Source organism: Frigoribacterium sp. MEB024 (genome assembly GCF_000878135.1).
Lineage (GTDB): Bacteria > Actinomycetota > Actinomycetes > Actinomycetales > Microbacteriaceae > Frigoribacterium.
This window is the reverse complement of the sequence record NZ_JXQZ01000099.1, coordinates 75,431-93,690: the sequence shown is the minus strand read 5'-3', so window position 1 is coordinate 93,690 and position 18,260 is coordinate 75,431. Positions and strand designations below refer to the sequence as shown.

Genomic DNA, 18,260 nt, shown 5'->3' with positions numbered 1-18,260 from the left:
TGAGCGCGTCGACGGCCGGGGCCACCTGCTGACCCCCGGCCTGGTGAACACGCACCACCACCTCTACCAGTGGCTGACCCGCGGCATCGCGCAGGACTCGATCCTGTTCGACTGGCTCGTCGCGCTCTACCCGACCTGGGCGCGCATCGACGAGCCGCTCGTCGAGGCCGGGGCCGCCGCCGCGATCGCCGTGCTGGCCCGGTCGGGCTGCACGACCGTCGGCGACCACCACTACGTCTTCCCGGCCGGTGCCGGCGACCTCCTGGGCGGCATCGTCCGGGCCGCCGGAACGGTCGGCGTCCGCCTGCACGCCACGCGCGGCTCGATGGACCTCGGTCGGTCGCAGGGCGGCCTGCCCCCGGACTTCGCCGTCGAGACGACGGACGCCGCGCTGCGCGCCGGTCAGGAGGCGGTGGCCCGGTTCCACGATCCGTCCGGCGACGCGTGGGTCCAGATCGCGATCGCGCCCTGCTCGCCGTTCTCGGTGACGGCCGACCTGCTGCGCGAGGCCGCCGTCCTCGGACGGCAGCTCGGCGTCCGGCTGCACACCCACGGCTCCGAGACCGTCGAGGAGGACGCCTTCTGCCTCGAGCGCTTCGGCCGGACGCCGACCCAGTACCTGGAGGACCTCGGCTGGCTCGGCGACGACGTCTGGATGGCCCACTGCGTCCACCTCGACGACCACGCGATCGGACGGTTCGCCGCGACCGGGACCGGTGTGGCGCACTGCCCCTCGTCGAACGGTCGACTCGCCGCGGGCATCGCCCCGATCGCGTCGTTGCTGCGCGCGGGGGCACCCGTGGGGCTCGGGGTCGACGGTGCCGCGTCGAACGAGTCCGGCCAGCTCGGCACCGAGATCCGGCAGGCGGTGCTCTTCGGGCGCCTGCGCTCGGGCGCGGACGCGTTCTCGGTCCGGCAGGGACTGCGCCTCGCGACGATCGGCGGCGCCCGCGTGCTCGGGCGGGATGCCGACCTCGGCTCGATCGAGGTCGGCAAGCTCGCCGACCTCGCCCTCTGGCGCGTCGACGGGGTGGAGTTCGCGGGCATCGCCGACCCGGTGGCCGCCCTGGGGCTGGCCTCGATGCCTCCGCTGGCCCGCCTCTGGGTCGGGGGCGACGCGGTCGTGGCGGAGGGCGAGCTCGTCCACGCGGACCAGGGTCTGCTCGCCGAGGGCGCGGCCCGGGCGTCGGCGGACCTGCGCGCCCGCGTCTGACGCGACCCGCGCCTCCTGCGCCCGTCGGCGTGAGGGCACGACCCGCGCGACCCGCGCGACCCGCGCGACCCGCGCGACCCGCGCTACCCGCGCTACCCGCGCTACCCGCGCTACCCGCCACGAAGTAAACACTCCGCCACGACATCTCGTGGCGGAGTGTTTACGTCGTGGCGGCGTTGCGGTCGACGCCCTCGAACAGCTGCCCCGCAAACGACGAAGGCCCCTCTCGAGGAGGGGCCTTCGTGTGGTTCTCGCGAACCCGTTCTGGTGGATCTGAGGGGACTCGAACCCCTGACCCCCTGCATGCCATGCAGGTGCGCTACCAGCTGCGCCACAGACCCAGAACTGCTGCCCCTCGGAGGTTTTCACCCCGTCGGAAGCAACTCGTCTACATTACTACATTTTTTCCGGCCGCAAGTTCACCCCGACGTCAGAGGTGACGCAGGTACCCCTCGGGTCCTTCGAGGAACGCCCGCCAGTGGCGCACGAGGTCGAGATCGGCCCACTCGACCGCCCGCACCCCTTGGTCGGCCACCTCGAGGATGCGAGCCCCGGGCAGGGCCGTCAGGACGGGTGAGTGAGTGGCGCAGACGACCTGCCCGCCCGTCTCGACGACGTCGGCCAGCGTGCCCATCAGGCGCAGGCACGAGCTGAAGGACAACGCGGCTTCGGGCTCGTCGAGAAGGTACAGCCCCCGACCGTCGACGTGGCTGTCGAAGGCCTGGAGAAAGCTCTCGCCGTGACTGACGTCACGGAACGCCGGATCACCGGGCTCGAACCGCCGGAACATGTCGAGAGCCGTTTCGGATCGCAGGAAGTACCCCCGGGCCGCCGTGCCCGTCAGACGCGCACCAATCGGCGTCCGGTCGAGCTTCATCACGCGCCCGAGCGCGGATTTATCGAGCGGCGACGACCACCGCGAATCGCTGCGACCGCCCCGCACGTCGACGCCCCAGGCCTCGGCCAGCGCCTCGACGACGGTCGACTTGCCGCTGCCGTTCTCACCCACGACGAACGTCACCGCGCGATCGAGAGCGAGCCCCTCGCCGATCAGCGACCGCACGACGGGCACCGTGAAGGGCCACTGGTCGCGGTCGGGGACGAGTGCCTCGGGGACTCGAACGCGCTCGACGATCACACCCTCAGCCTGTCATCCAACACCGACACCAGCCAGCACCGACACCGACTCACTCGGCGCGCGGCTCTCGGCCACGAGCCCCGAGAAGACGCGACATGCCGCTCACCTCGGGGGTGAGCGGCATGTCGTGACGTCCCGCCGATGCGGCGAAACAGAGGAGGCGCGGGGCGGTCAGGCCTCGGCCGGCGCGTCGGCCGTGGCCTCGGCCGGTGAGGTGGCCGACTCGGCCAGCACGTCGAGCGGGATCGTCGGGCAGTCGCTCCAGAGGCGCTCGAGCGCGTAGTACTGACGGTCCTCGTCGTGGAAGACGTGCGCGACGACGTCACCGAAGTCGAGCAGGACCCAACGGCCCTCGGCACGGCCCTCACGGCGGAGGGTCTTGACGCCGGCCTCGAGCATCTTGTCCTCGATCTCGCCGGCGATGGCGACCACGTTGCGTTCGCTGCGGCCGGTGGCCAGCAGGAACACGTCGGTCAGGGGCAGGGGGCCGGACACGTCGAGGGCGACGAGGTCGTCGGCCTGCTTGTCGTCGGCCGCGCGTGCGGCGATCTGCAGCAGCTCGATGGCACGAGGGGTGGCTGTCACGTGTTCCTTAGGGGGTAGGTGGTGATGCGGGCCGACCGGGGTCGGTTCGGGTGGGTCGGGCCTCAGCCCAGCACCCCGGTGGCGAAGCCACCGATGATCAAGCCGATGATACCGAGGCCCACGACGCCGCCCGAGATCCCGAGGATCAGCGGCAGGTGGTTGCCCTTGGGCTGCGACGCGGCCAGCACGACGGCGCGGGTGGACGTGTGCGTGCTGATGGCTCGGCTGGCACGGACGGGCTCGGCGTCGCTCGTTGCCTGCTCGGCGTCGCCCTGCTCGAGGATGCGGTCCATGTCGGAGTTGTCGATCCGGGCCTGCGAGCCGGTCGACGCCAAGCTGCGGGGCAGGTCGATCGAGCCCGTGATGATGATCTCGCCGGTCGCGTTGAGCGCACCGGTCACGTCGGCGACCTGGGCGTCGGTGAGGATCAGCGCGTTCTGCTGACCCGTGCTGGTGCCGAGCTGACGGCCCGGGACGGACTGCGCGTCGGGCTCGTCGGACTGGGTCGACCAGTGACCGGACGGCACGACGGGCGACGCGTCGGACTGCTCGTCACGCTGCTCGGGCGATGAACCGGAACCCGCCGGGCGCGACGCCGTCGACGCCGCGGAACGGGACGGGGCAGGAGGCGCGCTCGGCGAGCCCTGCCCGCCGCGGCCCTGCTCGTCGGACAACGCGAACGGAAAGACCGTGGGCGTCGACGTCGGCGTGGGGGTCGAGGACACCGGAGGGACCGAGGAGGCCGCACCCGTGCGACGGGGCCCCGGGGCGTCGTCCGACGCGTCGTAGTCGTCCGGTGCGGCGGACGGCACGGGGGCCGAGGCGGGGCGGACGGCTACCGGAGCCGGACCGGACGCGCCGGGCGCGGAGGCCGGACGGTCGTCGGCGGCGGGGGCGATCTCGTCGACGGTGTTGAGCGCGTCGGCCAACGGACGACGGGGTTCGGGGGCGGGGGCCTGCAGGGGCACGGGAGACGCGTCGCGGCTCTGGCTCGCGTCACGCAGCGCGCGCATCTGCCGGCGGGTCAGACCGGTGCCGGGGTCGACGACGGAACCCGGTGCGGGGGGCGGGACGTCGCGCAGCGCGGCCGACGACGGCACCGGCATCGGCACGTCACCCGTCGAGCCCGCCGCAGGGCGCGGGGCGGGCGTCGAGATTGAGGCGGGCACCACGGGCACGGCGCCGGTGATGGCCTGACCGGCCTCGCGGGCTCGCTCGAGGTCGCGGATCTGTCGCCGGGTGAGGGGCGGCTGACCGTCGGACGTGCTCATGAAACGCTCCGATACAGATGGTGCTTGGAGATGTACTGGACGACGCCGTCGGGGACCAAGTACCACACCGGAAAGTCTCGACCCACCCGGGCGCGGCAATCGGTCGACGAGATGGCCAGTGCGGGGACTTCGAGCAAGCTTACGTCGCTCTCGGGCAAACCGCTAACGCTGAGGTCGTGCCCCGGCCGGGACACGGCGACGAAGTGGGCGAGGTCCCAGAGCTCTTGGACGTCTTTCCAGTCGAGGATCTGGGCGACGGCGTCGGCGCCGGTGATGAAGAAGAGCTCGGCCGTCGGACGCAGGCGACGGATGTCGCGCAGGGTGTCGATCGTGTAGGTCGGCCCCTCGCGGTCGACGTCGACGCGGCTGACCGTGAAGGTCGGGTTCGACGCCGTGGCGATGACCGTCATGAGGTAGCGGTGCTCCGCCTCGCTGACCTCGGGTTTCATCCACGGTTGACCGGTCGGCACGAAGACGACCTCGTCGAGGTGGAACGACTGTGCGACCTCGCTGGCCGCGACCAGGTGCCCGTGGTGGATCGGGTCGAACGTGCCGCCCATGATGCCGACGCGGGGTCGCCTGACGCCCTCGCCGTCGGGCACGGTGGCGCCCGCCACGACCATCTCGCCGGCCTCGGCGGTCAGTGCTTCTCGGGGTGACCGAACTCGTCGATCGGACCGTCGTGGTGGTCGAGCTTGTTCGCCTTGCGCAGCGACCGGTTGGCGACGTCGCGGTAGCTGAAGACCACGTAGCCGAGGACGAGGAACGCGATGGCGAAGACGCCGGCGATGACCGGGGCCGGGGCGATCAGCGGTGCGAGTTCTTCGTGGGCTTCGGCGAGCAGCAGCGAGGCGTCGAGCATGGGTTCTCCCGTTCAGGCGGTGACGATCGTCGGTCAGTCTACCCGCGCACCTGGCCCTGGCCCCGCACGACCCATTTGGTGCTCGTGAGTTCGGCGAGCCCCATCGGTCCGCGGGCGTGGAGCTTCTGGGTCGAGATGCCGACCTCGGCCCCGAAGCCGAACTCGCCGCCGTCGGTGAAGCGGGTCGAGGCGTTGACCATGACGACGGCGCTGTCGACCTCGGCGAGGAACCGCTCGGCGGTCGCCAGGTCGTTGGTCACGATCGACTCGGTGTGGTGGGTCGACCACCGGGCGATGTGGGCCATGGCCTCGTCGACGTCGGCGACGACCCGGACCGCGAGGTCGAGCCCCATGTACTCGGTCGCCCAGTCGTCGTCGGTCGCCGGAACCCCGTCGGGGAAGACCTCGAGCGTCCGCTCGTCGCCGTGGATCGTCACCCCGGAGGCGCGCAGGGCACCCAGCACCGGGGGCAGCAGGCGATCCGCCGCCTCGCGGTGGACGAGCAGCGTCTCGAGCGCGTTGCACACGCTCGGGCGCTGGACCTTGGCGTTCTGCACGATGTCGACGGCCCAGCCCTCGTCGGCGCTGGCGTCGAGGAAGACGTGCACGACCCCGGCACCGGTCTCGATGACCGGCACCGTCGACTCACGGACGACGGTGTCGATCAGCTCGGCGCTGCCCCGAGGGATCAGCACGTCGACCAGCCCCCGGGCCCGCATCAGCTCACGGGCCCCCTCGCGGCCGAACTCGTCGATGGTGACGACGGCGTCGGCGGGCAGCCCCACCTCGGCCAGCGCCTCGCGCATGACCTCGACCAGCACACGGTTGGACTGCTGCGCCGCGCTGCCGCCGCGCAGGACGGCCGCGTTGCCGCTCTTCAGGGCGAGTGCCGCGATGTCGACCGTCACGTTGGGCCGGGCCTCGTAGATCGCGCCCACCACACCGAACGGCACGCGGACCTGGTCGAGCCGCAGCCCGTTCGGCAGCACCTTGCCCCGCACCGACTCGCCGACCGGGTCGACGAGCGAGGCCACGAGCTCGGTGGCCGACGCGAGCCCGGCCAGCCGACCGGAGTCCAGCCGCAGGCGGTCCTGGAGTGACGCACCGACGCCGTTCTCACGCGCGTTCGCCAGGTCGAGCTCGTTGGCCGCGACGATGCGGTCGACGTTCGCGACCAGCGCGGCGGCGACGGCCCGCAGCCCCGCGTCCTTGCGGACGGCCGTCGCGGTGGCGAGCACGCGCGAGGCGGCCTTCGCAGCGGTCAGCTTGTCGGTGAGCGACGGGGCCGGGGCATCGATGAGCGACATGCACGAAGCCTATGCGCCGCTCCCCCGTCCCGCGAGGCCGTCGACGGTCGCCTCCGGTCGCCCGGACGACACCCCGGGAGGCGCGGGTCAGGCCGGTCGCCCGCCCGCGGAACCGGCGTCCCCCGTCGCAGGTCCCGACCCCGCGCCTCCCGCCGCCTCGAAGAAGGTGCCGACCTGTTCGCCCGCGAGTGCCCGGGCGACGTTGCCGGTGCTCGTCACGAGGACGGGTGTGCCGGCCTCGGCCGCGAACCGGGCGGCCGCGACCTTCGTGCCCGCGCCTCCCGTCCCGACGCCGGCCGCGCCTGCCTCGCCGAAGGTGACCCCGGCGAGCTCGTCCCCGAAGGGCACGTCGACGATCGCGACGGCGCCGGGTTCGTGCGGCGGTCGGGTGTACAGGGCGTCGACGTCGCTGAGCAGGACGAGCGCGTCGGCACCGATCAACTGCGACACCAGCGCCGCGAGCCGGTCGTTGTCGCCGAAGCGGATCTCGTGGGTCGCGACGGTGTCGTTCTCGTTGACGATCGGCAGGATGCGCAGCTCGAGCAGGCGCTCCATGGCGCGCTGGGCGTTGCTGCGGTGGGTCGGGTTCTGCATGTCGCCGGCGGTCAGCAGCACCTGCCCGGCCACGATGCCGTAGCGGCGCAGACTCTGCTGGTACCGGTAGATGAGGACGTTCTGCCCGACCGCGGCGGCCGCCTGCTGGGTGGCGAGGTCGGTCGGACGGGAGTCGACCCGCAGGTGCGGCAGGCCCGTGGCGATGGCCCCGGACGAGACGAGCACGACCTGGGCGCCCCGACCGTACGTCGCGGCGAGGGCGTCGACCAGCGGCTCGATCTGGCCCGCGTTGTCACCGCTGATCGACGACGAGCCGACCTTGACCACGATGCGGCGGGCCGTGCCGAGGCCGGCGCGGTCGACGACGCCCCCGGTCACGCCCGCTCGTCGCCTTCGACGTCGTCGCCCTCTTTGACCAGGAACCCCTCGTCGTCGGTCCACAGGCCGGCGGCGCGTTCGCGCTGCAGCTCGGCGCGGGCCTCGGCCTTGGCGTCCATGCGCTCGAAGTATTCTTCGCGACGCTGGTTGCGGGTCGGACGGTCGTTCTGGATCAGGCGCGGGTCGGTGCCACGGGCGCTCGTCATCAGCTCGGCCGTCGAGGTGAGGGTGGGCTCCCAGTCGAAGACGATGCCGCCCTCGGGGCCGATGACGACCGTCGAACCGGCCTGCGCACCGGCCTTGAACAGGGCGTCCTCGACGCCGATGGCGTTGAGCCGGTCGGCGAGGTAGCCCACGGCCTCTTCGTTGTTGAAGTCGGTCTGCACGACCCAGCGCTCGGGCTTCTGGCCCAGGATGCGGTACACGTTGCCGTAGGTTCCGCCCTCGACCCTGATGACGAAGGGCTTCTCGTTGACGGCGCGGGGGCGCATGACGATGCGAGGAGGCGCGGGGCGGGCCGCGATCTCGGCTCGGCTGGCCTCGACGACGTCGGCCAGGGCGAAGGACAGGTTGCGCAGGCCCTCGTGGCTCACGGCGGAGATCTCGAAGACGCGGTAGCCGCGGGCCTCGAGCTCGGGCGTGACGAAGTCGGCCAGCTCGCGACCGTCGGGCACGTCGACCTTGTTCAGCGCGATCAGTTGCGGGCGGTCGAGCAGCGGCTTCTGGCCGTCGGGGACGGGATAGGCCTCGAGTTCGCGCAGGATGACGTCGAGGTCGGTCAGCGGGTCGCGGCCGGGGTCGAGGGTCGCGCAGTCGAGGACGTGCAGCAGCGCCGAGCAGCGCTCGACGTGGCGCAGGAACTCGAGCCCGAGTCCCTTGCCCTCGCTGGCACCCTCGATCAACCCGGGGACGTCGGCGACCGTGTAGCGCGTGTCGCCCGACTCGACGACGCCGAGGTTGGGGTGCAGCGTCGTGAAGGGGTAGTCGGCGATCTTCGGCTTCGCGGCCGAGAGGGCCGCGACGAGGCTCGACTTGCCGGCCGACGGGTAGCCCACCAGGGCGATGTCGGCGACGACCTTGAGTTCGAGCAGCACGTCCCCGGCCCAGCCGGGGGTGCCGAGCAGGGCGAAGCCGGGGGCCTTGCGCTTGGTGGACGAGAGGGCCGCGTTGCCCAGGCCGCCGATGCCGCCCTCGGCGGCGACGTAGCGCATTCCGGGCTCGACCATGTCGATCAACTCGGTGCCGTCGGCGGACTTGACGACCGTGCCCACGGGCACGACGAGTTCGAGGGTCTCGCCGTTGGTGCCGGCACGGTGGTCTCCCATGCCGAAGCCGCCGTTGTCGCTGGACCGGTGCGGAGCACGGTGGAACCCGAGCAGCGTCGTGACGCCGGTGTCGCTGACGATCACGACGTCACCGCCGTGACCGCCGTTGCCGCCGTCGGGGCCGGCCAGCGGCTTGAACTTCTCGCGCTTGACGGACACGCAGCCGTTGCCGCCGTTGCCGGCGCGGAGGTGGAGGGTCACTTGGTCGACGAATGTGGCCATGAGGTGCTTGATCTCTTTGTCTGTGCGTGCCGGTGCGAGCTGCCCGGGTCAAACACGTCTGGGGCGAGCAGGATGCTCGCCCCAGACGGTGCGACCCGCGAGGGCCGCCGATGCGGGTCGTGTGCCGACGCCGCGTGGTCGTGCTAGACCGTCGTCGTCGCGGAGGCGACGATGTTGACGACCTTGCGGCCGCCCTTGGCGCCGAACTCGACCGAACCGGGGGCGAGGGCGAAGAGGGTGTCGTCGCCGCCACGGCCGACGTTGACGCCGGGGTGGAAGTGGGTGCCGCGCTGGCGGACGATGATCTCGCCGGCGAGGACGACCTGGCCGCCGAAGCGCTTCACGCCGAGGCGCTGTGCGTTCGAGTCACGACCGTTGCGGGTGGACGATGCGCCCTTTTTGTGTGCCATGTGTTCTCAGCCCCTGGTTCAGTTGATCGAGGTGATCTTGACGCGGGTCAGGTCGGCACGGAAGCCCATGCGACGCTTGTAACCGGTCTTGTTCTTGTAGTTCTGGATGACGATCTTCGGGCCGCGCAGGTCGTTCAGCACCTCGGCGGTGACGGTGATCTTCGCCAGCTCGTCGGCGGCCGAGATGACCGTGTCACCGTCGACGTGCAGCACGGCGGGAAGGGTGATGGCGTCGCCTTCGGCGGCCTTGAGACGGTCGAGGGTGACGATCGTGCCGACCTCGACCTTCTCCTGCCGACCACCGGCGCGCACGACTGCGTAGACCATGTCTGTTCCTTAAGATTCGTGGGGTGTCCGGCGCGACGCGACCTCGAGCCTGCGCGCACCAACCGCCCATCGTACAGGGGGCCGCGGGGGCCGTCAACGCGTCCGCCGGCCGGCCCTGCGCCTCCTCCGTTCGGGGACTCGTGCGCCCGAGGGCGGGCCGACGACTACCATCCAGGGCGTGATCCTGATCGACGAGGCCGTGTGGCCGGCCCACGACACCCTGTGGGCACACCTGGTGAGCGACGACTCCTACGACGAGTTGCACGCCTTCGCCGCGCGTCACGGCATCCCCCGCCGGGGGTTCGACCACGACCACTACGACGTGCCCGAGTCACGACGGGCCGAATTGATCGCCGGGGGCGCCGTCGCCGTGACGGGCCTCGACCTGGCCCGACGTCTCGAGCGCAGCGGACTCCGGGTGTCCCAGCGGATCAAACGCGGCCTGACGGCCTGAGCCACCCGTCCACCCGTGCGCTTCCGCCCCGGCGCGGTCACCAGGTCGTGTCGAAGCCCTCGTAGCTGGCCACGACGGCGCCCGAGGCGATGTCGACGATCGTGGTGGTGACCCCGTCGGCCACGGGGTCGATCGTGTACGAGTAATCCGTCGGCGTCGTCGCGTCCCCGACCGACTGGACCGCGAGGTACTGCCCGTTCGGGGAGACGTCGAAGCCCTCGACCACTCCGGATGCGCTCGGGGGCTGCCAGAGCGTCCGCGACGTGGTGCCGTCGTCGGCGACGACGAGCGTGCGGTACGTCAGTCCGTCGTCGGAGGGCACCGACACCTGCTGCACGACGTGGTCGGAGTCGAGGGCCACGAGGGGGCCGGCGAACGGGAGGACCCCGTCGACCGGGGCGGGCGCCCGGGGGCGCTCGTCCCCCGTGGCGAGGTCGACGACCATGGACGCGATCGCCGACGCGGCGATCAGGGTCGTGCCGTCGAGCGAGACGCCCTGCAACAGCGAGTACGTGCCGACCGGCCGGACCGGGTCGACTCCCGACAGGTCGATCACGCTCACCGAGTCGTCGACGGCCTGGACGACGACGACGTCCTCACCCGGCACGAAGGCCCAGTCGGTCGGTTCGACGGGCTGCCCGGACAGGCCGAGGACCGGGGACACCGCCCGCTGCCCCTGCAACGGCAGCGTGTAGAGCGTCTCGACGTCCGAGTCCGTGGGACGGAACGAGAACGCCAGCGTCGTGGTGGCTCGATCGGCGGCGAAGCGCGTGATCAGGCCCGGCCGGTCGGGCACGGGCAGGGTCTCGACGGCGGCCCCGTCGAGCGACACGAGGCTGAGGCTGCTCTGCGCCCCGTCGTCCGTGACGACCGCGACCGCCGAGTCGAACACCTCGTAGGCCTGGATGCGCGGCGCCGACCAGACGGTCGTGCGGTCCGAGCCCCGCAGCCCGGCTCGTTCGATGCGGTCGTCGGCCCCGCCCGTGCCTCGCACGAGCCGGTACAGCGTCGCCGGGGGCGTGCTGAACCGCGCCTCCAGGGTCGAGGTCTGTCGTTGGTAGACGCTCGAGACGCCGCCGATGCGGACGTGGTAGTCGGTGTCGTAGGCGAGCCGGCCGGTGAAGGTCACCGCGACCACGTCGCCCGAGGTCTGCACCGTGAACGCGGCCGCGGGCGTCACGACCACCTGCGACGCGTCGACGTGGGCGAGCGCCTGGTTGGCGAACACCCGCAGTTGTTGGCCGGGGCGCTCGACCACGGCCGTCGTGTCGACCTGCGTCTCGCCCGCCTTCGGGCCCTGGAAGTAGGTCAGCCCGACGAAGGCGGCGCAGAGCACCGCGAGGACGGTGACGACGGCGATCCATCGCGTGCGCCACCGGGCGCCGGCCTCACGGGCGTCCTCCTCGGTGAGGAACACGGGGTCGGAGGCGAACGGGTCGGGCGTGGCCCCTCCCGTCGTGCCCCGGCCCCGCCCGCCCTCAGTAGAGGTACGGGTCACTGGGCTGTCCCACGGTCGTGACGTCGTCGGGCACGAGGGCGACGGGGTCCTGGCTCGAGCTGCTGCGGTTGGTGTCGAAGCCACCCGTGACCTCGACCCAGTCGTCTGCGGCGACCTGGTCCTGCCACCCCGGCAGGTAGACCGGGACGCCGACGGGCTGGGCGTCGACCGCGCAGCACGTGATGACGAAACGCGAGACGTAGAACACGTCGTCGGGATCGGTGTCGGACGGCGTGACGAAGCCGACCACGTCCGCGGTCTTGCCCTCGTAGAAGGCGAGGTCGGTCGTCTGCCTCAACAGGCCGGCCCAGTCGAGGACGCTGAACGACCGGTAGGCATCCGAGGAGGCGCCGGTCGCGTCGGCCACGGTCGTACGGTCGAGCGCCGCGGTCGACGAGTTCACGTCGCGCTGGCCGGCCGTGGCGCTGGTCAAGGTGGCCGGGGGCAGGGCGACGACGGCGATCGCGACGGCGGCGGTGACGGCCACGCCCACCGAGAAGGCGAGGCGGCGGGCTCCCGTGGCGACCGGTCGGCGGCGGCGCGGACGGAGCCCGTCCTCGACCGCGGGCACCTCGGCCGCGTCGAGACGTCCGTCGTGGTCGTGGTCGTGGTCATGGCCGGCGTCGTGGTCGTGGCCGTCGTGGGGGTCGTCACCCCGGACGGGCGAGAACGCCAGAGTGGCCAGCGACAACGTCATGCCGATGATGATCATCACCACCGTGAAGACGTCGTACCGGGGGTGGATGTACAGCACGAGCTGACCGGTCGCGGCGAGCCAGAGGGTGGCGACGCCGACGACGAGCGTCAGCAGCACCCCCTGCCAGCGGTCGAGCAGTCGGCGCCAGGGGCGAGGAGCAGGGCTAGGCGACATAGTTGACCACCAGTCCGATCGCGGCACTGGTCAGGGCCACCACGAGGGTGACCTGCCCGAGCACCTTGGGTGTGTAGGTCGTCCGCAGCAGGGCCAGCATCTTGACGTCGATGATGGGGCCGAAGACGAGGAAGGCGGCGATGCCGCCGGGCATGAACGTCGAGGCGAACGGCAGCACGAAGAACGCGTCGACGTTCGAACAGATCGAGATGACGAAGGCCAGCACCATCATCGCCAGCACCGACCAGACCGGGTTGCTGCCGAGCGTGACGAGCACCGAGCGCGGAACGATCGTCTGGATCGCGCCCGCGATGGCCGCGCCGATGAAGAGCGCGGGCATCATGGTCGACATCTCGCGGCGGAACAGGTCGACGCTCTTCGCCGTGCGACCCCGCCCGTGCGCATGGCCGTCGTCGACCCGGCACTCGGCCGCGAACGAGGAGGTCAGCAGGCTCTGCTGGTTCGGGTGCTTGCTGAACAGCCAGCCGATCAGGTTCGCGATGACGAAGCCGCCGATCAACCGGGCCACGAGGATGCCGTCGTCCCACCCGAACGCCTGGTGCGTGGTGATGATGGTGATCGGGTTGAGGATCGGTGCCGCGAGCAGGAAGGTCATCGACTCGGACACCGTGAAGCCCTTGAGCACGAGCCCCCGCGCCAAGGGCACGTTGCCGCACTCGCAGACGGGCAGGAACATGCCGAGGAACGAGATGACCGCGCGACGGGGCAGCCCTCGCTTCGGCAGCCACGACGAGAAGAACGCCTGCGGCAGCCACTCCTGCACGATGATCGACAGGACGATGCCGAGCAGGACGAACGGCATCGACTCGACGATGACGCTGATGGTCAGCGTGACGAAGTCCTGCAGCGCGTTCGGCAGCAGGCCCGGGCCGAGGAGGGGCGAGGCGAGGCGGACCGCCACGAGCACGGCGAGCACGAGCCCACCGGCCACGAGCAGCGGGACGCGGGACGGCGCCCGGCGCGCACGACGTCCGACGCCGTGCCCGGCGTGCTCGGTGCGCTCCCGGACGGGAGCGCTCACCGGTCGTCCCCGCTCGGCTCGGCGGGGGGCGCGAAGCGCGACCAGTCGTCCGGCGCGGGGGTCGGGTGCGCCGGTACGACGGGACGCTCGGGCGGGGCGACGGGGGCCGAGGGCCCCGCGGCGGCGACCGTCGGGACGCGGGTGAGCCGGTCGTCCGAGACGGCAGGAGGCGCGGTGCGGTCGTCCACGTCGGCCGCGTCGGCCTCCGCCTCGGCCTCGGCGTCCCGGGGCCCGGGCTCGACCGCCCAGACCTCGTCACCGTCGCCGCCGCCCAGCCAGAGTCGGGCGAGCACGGCACCGGCGACGAGCAGGGCCGTGTCGACGATGCCGGCCGACAGCGGGATGGTCGTCAGGTAGAGGGCGAGGTTCACCCAGGTGCCGCCGTCGATCGAGAGGACGATGCCCGGGACGATGCCGACGACCGCCAGCGCGATCGTCCCGACGCCGCCCGCGACGACCGCGTGGCGGACCACCGTCCGGAGGTCGGACCGGGGTGTCAGCGGCTTCGTCGCGGCGAGCACGGCGAACGAGGCGACGTAGAACGGGAACGGGTAGAGCACGAAGCTGCCGAGGAACTGTCCGACCGGCGTCGCGACGAACCCGCTGGGGAACGCCGTCACCGAGAAGCCGACCGCCGACCCGACGAGTGCGACGAGCCCGAGGGCGAAACGGGCCACCAGGACGACGGCGAGGGCCGTGCCCGCCATGAGCAGGCGCTCGCGCCCCTCGGGCCCCGAGGCCGCGACGGACGCAGCCCGGAACCTCGACCTGACGGTCGGGGTTCCGGGCTGGGTCAGAGGCACGAGGTCACCCTAGACGACTCACAGATCGTCGGAGCTGACCCCCACGCCGAGGATGAACGGACCGGACTCGCCGGACGTCGTCGGCTCGGCCGGAGCCGCCGCGGTCGTGCCCTGGCTGGAGGCGCGGCGCGAGCGCGAACGCCCCTGTCCGGGCTGCTTCGGCTCGGGCAACGCACCCAACACCGAGTCGAGCAGCTGCTCGGCGTCCTGGCTGCTGATGCGACGCGGCTCACGACGCGTGGTGGCGACAGGGATGTCGAGGATCGCGACCGTGGCGTCCGGGGTCGAGACCGTGGCCGACGAGCGGCGACGCTCCGTGGTCTTGGCGACCGGCGCCTCCGTGGGTTCGTCGACGGGTGCGGCCACGGCAGCCGCCGGAACCGACCGCTCGGCCGGGGCGGCCGCGGGGACCTCGATCACACCGGCGCGCGAGTCGGCGGGAGCCGACTCGGAGGGCGTCGACTCGCCGGCGTCCTCGCCGGTCTCGCGCGCGGCACGTGACGAACCACGGCGACCCTTGCGGCCCGAACGCCCGCGACGGCCTTCGTCCGCCTGGTCACCGGCTGCCTCGGCGACCGGCTCGGCCTTCGTGGCGCTCGCGGCGGCGGCGTCGATGGCGGCCTCGACGGCCGCCGCGGCCTGGCTGGCCGCGTCGTCGTCCTTGCCGCCGCCTTCTTCGGCGTGGGCGATGGTGCTCGCCGCGATGCGCGAGAGGGCGTTCTTCACGTCGTCGGTGATGGCGTGGGTGCCCGTCGTGGGGTGTGCCCCACCGGTCGGCGCCGAGGGGCCGCCGCGACCGGACTGCGGCCCGGTGCCGGCACCGGAGCCCGTGTTGTGGCCGTTGCCGCCCGACTTGCCGGGCCCACCGGCCTGGCCGCCACGTCGACGGTCGCCCTGCTGGCCGCCCTTGCGGGGCTGTTGTTCTTGGACGCGCGCGGCACTGCCGGCCTCGGAGAACGACTCGGCCAGGCCGAGTCCCAACTTCTTGCGCGTCATCTGGACGAGCCCGAGCGACGTGACCTCGGCCACCTGGTGCTTGGTGCGGTCGCGGCTGAGGCACTCGACCAGGCGACGCAGCACGAGGTCACGGTTGGACTCGAGCACCATGTCGATGAAGTCGACGACGATGATGCCTCCGATGTCGCGCAGACGCAGCTGACGGACGATCTCTTCGGCGGCCTCGAGGTTGTTCTTCGTGACCGTCTCTTCGAGGTTGCCGCCCGAGCCGACGAACTTGCCGGTGTTGACGTCGACGACGGTCATCGCCTCGGTGCGGTCGATGACGAGCGAACCGCCCGAGGGCAGCCAGACCTTGCGGTCGAGCGCCTTCTCGATCTGCTCGTTGAGGCGGTACTCGTCGAACGCGTCCTTGTCGCCCTCGTAGCGCTTGACGCGGTCCATGAGGTCGGGCGCCACGGCCGACAGGTAGGACTGCAGCGTCTCGAAGGCCTCGTCGCCGTCGATGACCATCTCGTGGAAGTCCTCGTTGAAGACGTCGCGCACGATCTTGATGAGCAGGTCGGGCTCGGAGTGCAGCTGGTTCGGGGCGTTGCCCGCCGCGACCTTCTTCTCGATGTCGGCCCACTGGTTCGTGAGGCGCTTGACGTCGAGGGTCAACTGCTCTTCGGTCGCGCCCTCGGCCGCGGTGCGCACGATGACGCCGGTGTTCTCGGGCAGGGCCTCTTTGAGGATCTTCTTGAGGCGCGCACGCTCGGTGTCGGGCAGCTTGCGGCTGATGCCGTTCATCGAGCCGTTGGGCACGTACACGAGGTAGCGTCCCGGCAGCGAGATCTGGCTCGTGAGACGAGCACCCTTGTGGCCGACGGGGTCCTTCGTGACCTGGACGAGCACGCGGTCGCCGGGCTTGAGGGCCAGCTCGATGCGACGGGGCTGGTTGCCGGTCGACAGGGAGTCCCAGTCGACCTCGCCCGAGTAGAGGACGGCGTTGCGGCCACGTCCGATGTCGACGAACGCGGCCTCCATGCTGGGCAGCACGTTCTGCACGCGACCGAGGTAGACGTTGCCGATGAGCGACACGTTCTGCGCCTTGGCGACGTAGTGCTCGGCCAGCGTGCCGTCCTCCATGACGCCGATCTCGATGCGGTCGCCCGACGAGCGGACGATCATCTTGCGATCGACGCTCTCGCGACGGGCGAGGAACTCGGCCTCGGTGATGACGGTGCGGCGGCGTCCGGCGTCGCGGCCGTCGCGGCGGCGCTGCTTCTTCGCCTCGAGACGCGTCGAACCCTTGATTCGCTGCGGCTCGGTGATGAGCTCCGCCTGTCGCGGGGCACGGTCGCGGTCGCGACCGCGGGTCTCGGAGTCGCGCTCCTCGCGGTCCTGCGAGCGGCCGCGCTGACGACGGCGCGAGGCGGGCTGCTGCTCGCGCTCGTCGCGCTCGTCGCGGTCGTCGCGCTCGTCGCGCTCGTCGTCGCCGTCGTCGTCCCACGAGTCGTCGCGGTCGTAGCGGTCGTCACGGTCGTCCCGCTGTCGTCGACCGGGGCGTGCCGGCAGGACGGTGATCTCGGGCGCGTGGAAGATCAGCGACGTGGTCGTCAGGTTCGCCGGGATCGGCGACCCGGACGACTCGTCGGTCGACGCGTCGTCGGCCTGGGCCGGCTGGGTCGCCGCGGCGACGAACGCCTCGGCGACGGCGTCGGTCGCGTTCTGCTCGGAGGTCGGGGCCTGGGCCGCGACCTGCTCGTCGGTGGTCTCGGTCTCGTGGGTCACGGGTGATGCCTCCTGGGCGTCGTCTGTCGTCCGGACGGGTGAAGGGAGTGCTGCTCGCTGCGCGTCGGGGGTCGCCGCCGGGGCGGCGTCGACCGCCGCCTGGCGAGCCCTGAGGCCTGCGAACAATCCCCTTCTCTTCTTCGGACGTCCGTCGTTGTCTGTGTTGTCGTTCACCACTTGCGGTGCGCTCCTCGCCCCGCCGAGGCCATGCCGTCGGCAGGAATTCTCGTGTCGTGGTCGGGCGGTGACGTCGCACCTGCCCCTGACCACCGCGCCCTCTCACGGCGCGCCTTGTCGGACACGTCACGTTCGGTCATCCGGGGTGTCGACCGACCTGCGGTCGTCGCCCTCGATGTCGTTCGTCGACGTGCTGTTCTTCGTGTCGCCTTGCTGGTTCGGAACTGGCCATCCGACGATGAGCGCCTGCGCTCTGGCCCGGTTTCGGCTCGACCTCGTCGAGAACGCGATCTCTCGCGTGACGACGACGGCCGGCAGTGCCCGGTAAGCCTGGATCTCGGGGCCTGGGCCCCACGACTGGCTCGATTATCGCACGCCCAGGCCGGTGCGGGGTCAAAGCGGACGCCCCGACGGCCCGTGCGATACTGCTCACCGTGACCGTCGAGACGCCTCGGGCCGTGACCCTGCCCACCGGCCGCACCCCGTTCGTGGCCGCCGTGCTGCTGATCGTCGCCGGCCTCGGCGGCCTGGTGGGGGCCTTCGCCCTCACCCTCGACAAGTTCCGGCTGCTCGAGAACCCGGGCGCGGCGCTCGGCTGCGACGTCAACCCGTTCGTGGGCTGCTCGCCGGTCATCAACAGCTGGCAGGCCTCGCTCTTCGGCTTCCCCAACCCGATCCTCGGCCTGATCGGCTTCGCCGCCCCCGTGGCGGTGGGTCTCGGCCTCCTCGCCGGTGCCCGCTTCGCCCGGTGGTTCTGGCTGGCGTTCAACCTCGGGCTGCTGCTCGCCTGGGTCTTCGTCACCTGGCTATTCACGCAGACGGTCTTCGTCATCGGGGCGCTCTGCCCGTGGTGCATGCTCGTCTGGCTCTTCACCATCCCGCTGTTCTGGGTCTTCACGGTGTGGGGCGCGGCTCGCGGCGTCACCGTCCCCGAGGGGCCGCTCCAGCGGGCGGCGGCACGGTTCCTCCCGTACTCGTGGGTCCTGCCGGTGCTCAACTACATCGTCGTCGCCACGACCATCGTCGTCGTGTTCCCGCTGCTGCTGCCGACGCTGTTCGGCTGACCCGCCCCTCCTCTCGTCCCGGGGCGGC

At 71.7% G+C, this 18,260-nt stretch carries 18 protein-coding genes and 1 tRNA gene; 3 read left to right on the top strand and 16 right to left on the bottom strand.

The features are described from left to right. Positions 1–1,213, top strand: a 1,213-nt coding sequence (locus SZ60_RS14625) for an 8-oxoguanine deaminase (protein ID WP_043597100.1), incomplete at its 5' end; no start/stop codon positions are given. A 265-nt stretch (positions 1,214–1,478) separates the two neighbouring features. On the opposite strand, the gene SZ60_RS14620 is transcribed toward SZ60_RS14625, so the two are convergent. The 11 genes from SZ60_RS14620 to rplU form a co-directional block, all read right to left on the bottom strand. Continuing rightward, positions 1,479–1,554 (bottom strand) — tRNA-Ala (locus SZ60_RS14620). Between the two features lie 89 nt (positions 1,555–1,643). After that, positions 1,644–2,351, bottom strand: coding sequence for an AAA family ATPase (locus tag SZ60_RS14615; protein WP_043597098.1), 708 nt, complete (start codon positions 2,349–2,351; stop codon positions 1,644–1,646). Positions 2,352–2,522: 171 nt separating this feature from the next. Continuing rightward, positions 2,523–2,936, bottom strand: coding sequence for a ribosome silencing factor (gene rsfS, locus SZ60_RS14610; RefSeq protein WP_043597095.1), 414 nt, complete (start codon positions 2,934–2,936; stop codon positions 2,523–2,525). A gap of 62 nt (positions 2,937–2,998) precedes the next feature. Beyond that, a complete protein-coding gene (locus SZ60_RS14605) occupies positions 2,999–4,207 on the bottom strand; it encodes a hypothetical protein (RefSeq protein ID WP_043597094.1) in 1,209 nt (402 codons plus the stop codon). Beyond that, the gene (gene nadD, locus SZ60_RS14600; RefSeq protein WP_082060195.1) at positions 4,204–4,830 is read right to left on the bottom strand and encodes a nicotinate-nucleotide adenylyltransferase; all 627 of its coding nucleotides are present in this window, start codon (positions 4,828–4,830) and stop codon (positions 4,204–4,206) included. Before nadD ends, SZ60_RS14605 begins: the two co-directional genes overlap by 4 nt. 17 nt (positions 4,831–4,847) lie before the next feature. Continuing rightward, positions 4,848–5,069, bottom strand: a complete 222-nt coding sequence (locus SZ60_RS14595) for a hypothetical protein (protein WP_043597092.1) — start codon at positions 5,067–5,069, stop codon at positions 4,848–4,850. A 38-nt stretch (positions 5,070–5,107) separates the two neighbouring features. Further along, positions 5,108–6,376, bottom strand: coding sequence for a glutamate-5-semialdehyde dehydrogenase (locus SZ60_RS14590; RefSeq protein ID WP_043597090.1), 1,269 nt, complete (start codon positions 6,374–6,376; stop codon positions 5,108–5,110). Between the two features lie 87 nt (positions 6,377–6,463). After that, the gene (gene proB / locus SZ60_RS14585; protein WP_082060194.1) at positions 6,464–7,309 is read right to left on the bottom strand and encodes a glutamate 5-kinase; all 846 of its coding nucleotides are present in this window, start codon (positions 7,307–7,309) and stop codon (positions 6,464–6,466) included. Next, positions 7,306–8,856 (bottom strand): GTPase ObgE, encoded by a 1,551-nt coding sequence (obgE, locus tag SZ60_RS14580; protein WP_043597086.1) that lies wholly within the window; start codon positions 8,854–8,856, stop codon positions 7,306–7,308. Before obgE ends, proB begins: the two co-directional genes overlap by 4 nt. Positions 8,857–8,999: 143 nt before the next feature. Then, positions 9,000–9,266 carry a 50S ribosomal protein L27 gene (gene rpmA / locus SZ60_RS14575; RefSeq protein WP_043597083.1) on the bottom strand — a complete coding sequence of 89 codons (267 nt, stop codon included), beginning with the start codon at positions 9,264–9,266 and terminating at the stop codon, positions 9,000–9,002. A gap of 18 nt (positions 9,267–9,284) precedes the next feature. Continuing rightward, positions 9,285–9,593 (bottom strand): 50S ribosomal protein L21, encoded by a 309-nt coding sequence (gene rplU / locus SZ60_RS14570; protein ID WP_043597080.1) that lies wholly within the window; start codon positions 9,591–9,593, stop codon positions 9,285–9,287. A 178-nt stretch (positions 9,594–9,771) separates the two neighbouring features. On the opposite strand from rplU, the gene SZ60_RS14565 reads away from it, so the two are divergent. Further along, positions 9,772–10,047 (top strand): DUF4031 domain-containing protein, encoded by a 276-nt coding sequence (locus tag SZ60_RS14565; protein ID WP_369700714.1) that lies wholly within the window; start codon positions 9,772–9,774, stop codon positions 10,045–10,047. Between the two features lie 37 nt (positions 10,048–10,084). Here the strand turns inward: SZ60_RS14565 and SZ60_RS14560 are convergent, their stop codons facing one another. From SZ60_RS14560 to SZ60_RS14540, 5 genes are all read right to left on the bottom strand, one after another. Further along, entirely contained in the window at positions 10,085–11,464 is a 1,380-nt protein-coding gene (locus SZ60_RS14560; RefSeq protein WP_043597079.1) for a hypothetical protein, read from the bottom strand. Between the two features lie 61 nt (positions 11,465–11,525). Continuing rightward, on the bottom strand, positions 11,526–12,416 hold the full coding sequence (locus tag SZ60_RS14555) for a TIGR03943 family protein (protein ID WP_043597076.1): 891 nt from the start codon (positions 12,414–12,416) through the stop codon (positions 11,526–11,528). Further along, positions 12,406–13,458, bottom strand: coding sequence for a permease (locus SZ60_RS14550; protein WP_043597073.1), 1,053 nt, complete (start codon positions 13,456–13,458; stop codon positions 12,406–12,408). Before SZ60_RS14550 ends, SZ60_RS14555 begins: the two co-directional genes overlap by 11 nt. After that, positions 13,455–14,261 carry a hypothetical protein gene (locus tag SZ60_RS14545; protein ID WP_043597071.1) on the bottom strand — a complete coding sequence of 269 codons (807 nt, stop codon included), beginning with the start codon at positions 14,259–14,261 and terminating at the stop codon, positions 13,455–13,457. Before SZ60_RS14545 ends, SZ60_RS14550 begins: the two co-directional genes overlap by 4 nt. An 18-nt stretch (positions 14,262–14,279) precedes the next feature. Then, on the bottom strand, positions 14,280–17,117 hold the full coding sequence (locus SZ60_RS14540) for an Rne/Rng family ribonuclease (protein ID WP_369700713.1): 2,838 nt from the start codon (positions 17,115–17,117) through the stop codon (positions 14,280–14,282). A gap of 485 nt (positions 17,118–17,602) precedes the next feature. Between SZ60_RS14540 and SZ60_RS14530 the strand changes: the two genes are divergently transcribed. Further along, positions 17,603–18,232 carry a vitamin K epoxide reductase family protein gene (locus tag SZ60_RS14530; RefSeq protein ID WP_231567181.1) on the top strand — a complete coding sequence of 210 codons (630 nt, stop codon included), beginning with the start codon at positions 17,603–17,605 and terminating at the stop codon, positions 18,230–18,232. Positions 18,233–18,260 lie beyond the last annotated feature (28 nt).

Coding starts and splice junctions, on each gene's coding strand:
- SZ60_RS14605 (WP_043597094.1), bottom strand. CDS start 4,207: ATGAGCACGTCCGACGGTCAGCCGCCCCTCACCCGGCGACAGATCCGC.
- nadD (WP_082060195.1), bottom strand. CDS start 4,830: ATGGTCGTGGCGGGCGCCACCGTGCCCGACGGCGAGGGCGTCAGGCGA.
- SZ60_RS14595 (WP_043597092.1), bottom strand. CDS start 5,069: ATGCTCGACGCCTCGCTGCTGCTCGCCGAAGCCCACGAAGAACTCGCA.
- SZ60_RS14590 (WP_043597090.1), bottom strand. CDS start 6,376: ATGTCGCTCATCGATGCCCCGGCCCCGTCGCTCACCGACAAGCTGACC.
- obgE (WP_043597086.1), bottom strand. CDS start 8,856: ATGGCCACATTCGTCGACCAAGTGACCCTCCACCTCCGCGCCGGCAAC.
- rpmA (WP_043597083.1), bottom strand. CDS start 9,266: ATGGCACACAAAAAGGGCGCATCGTCCACCCGCAACGGTCGTGACTCG.
- rplU (WP_043597080.1), bottom strand. CDS start 9,593: ATGGTCTACGCAGTCGTGCGCGCCGGTGGTCGGCAGGAGAAGGTCGAG.
- SZ60_RS14555 (WP_043597076.1), bottom strand. CDS start 12,416: ATGTCGCCTAGCCCTGCTCCTCGCCCCTGGCGCCGACTGCTCGACCGC.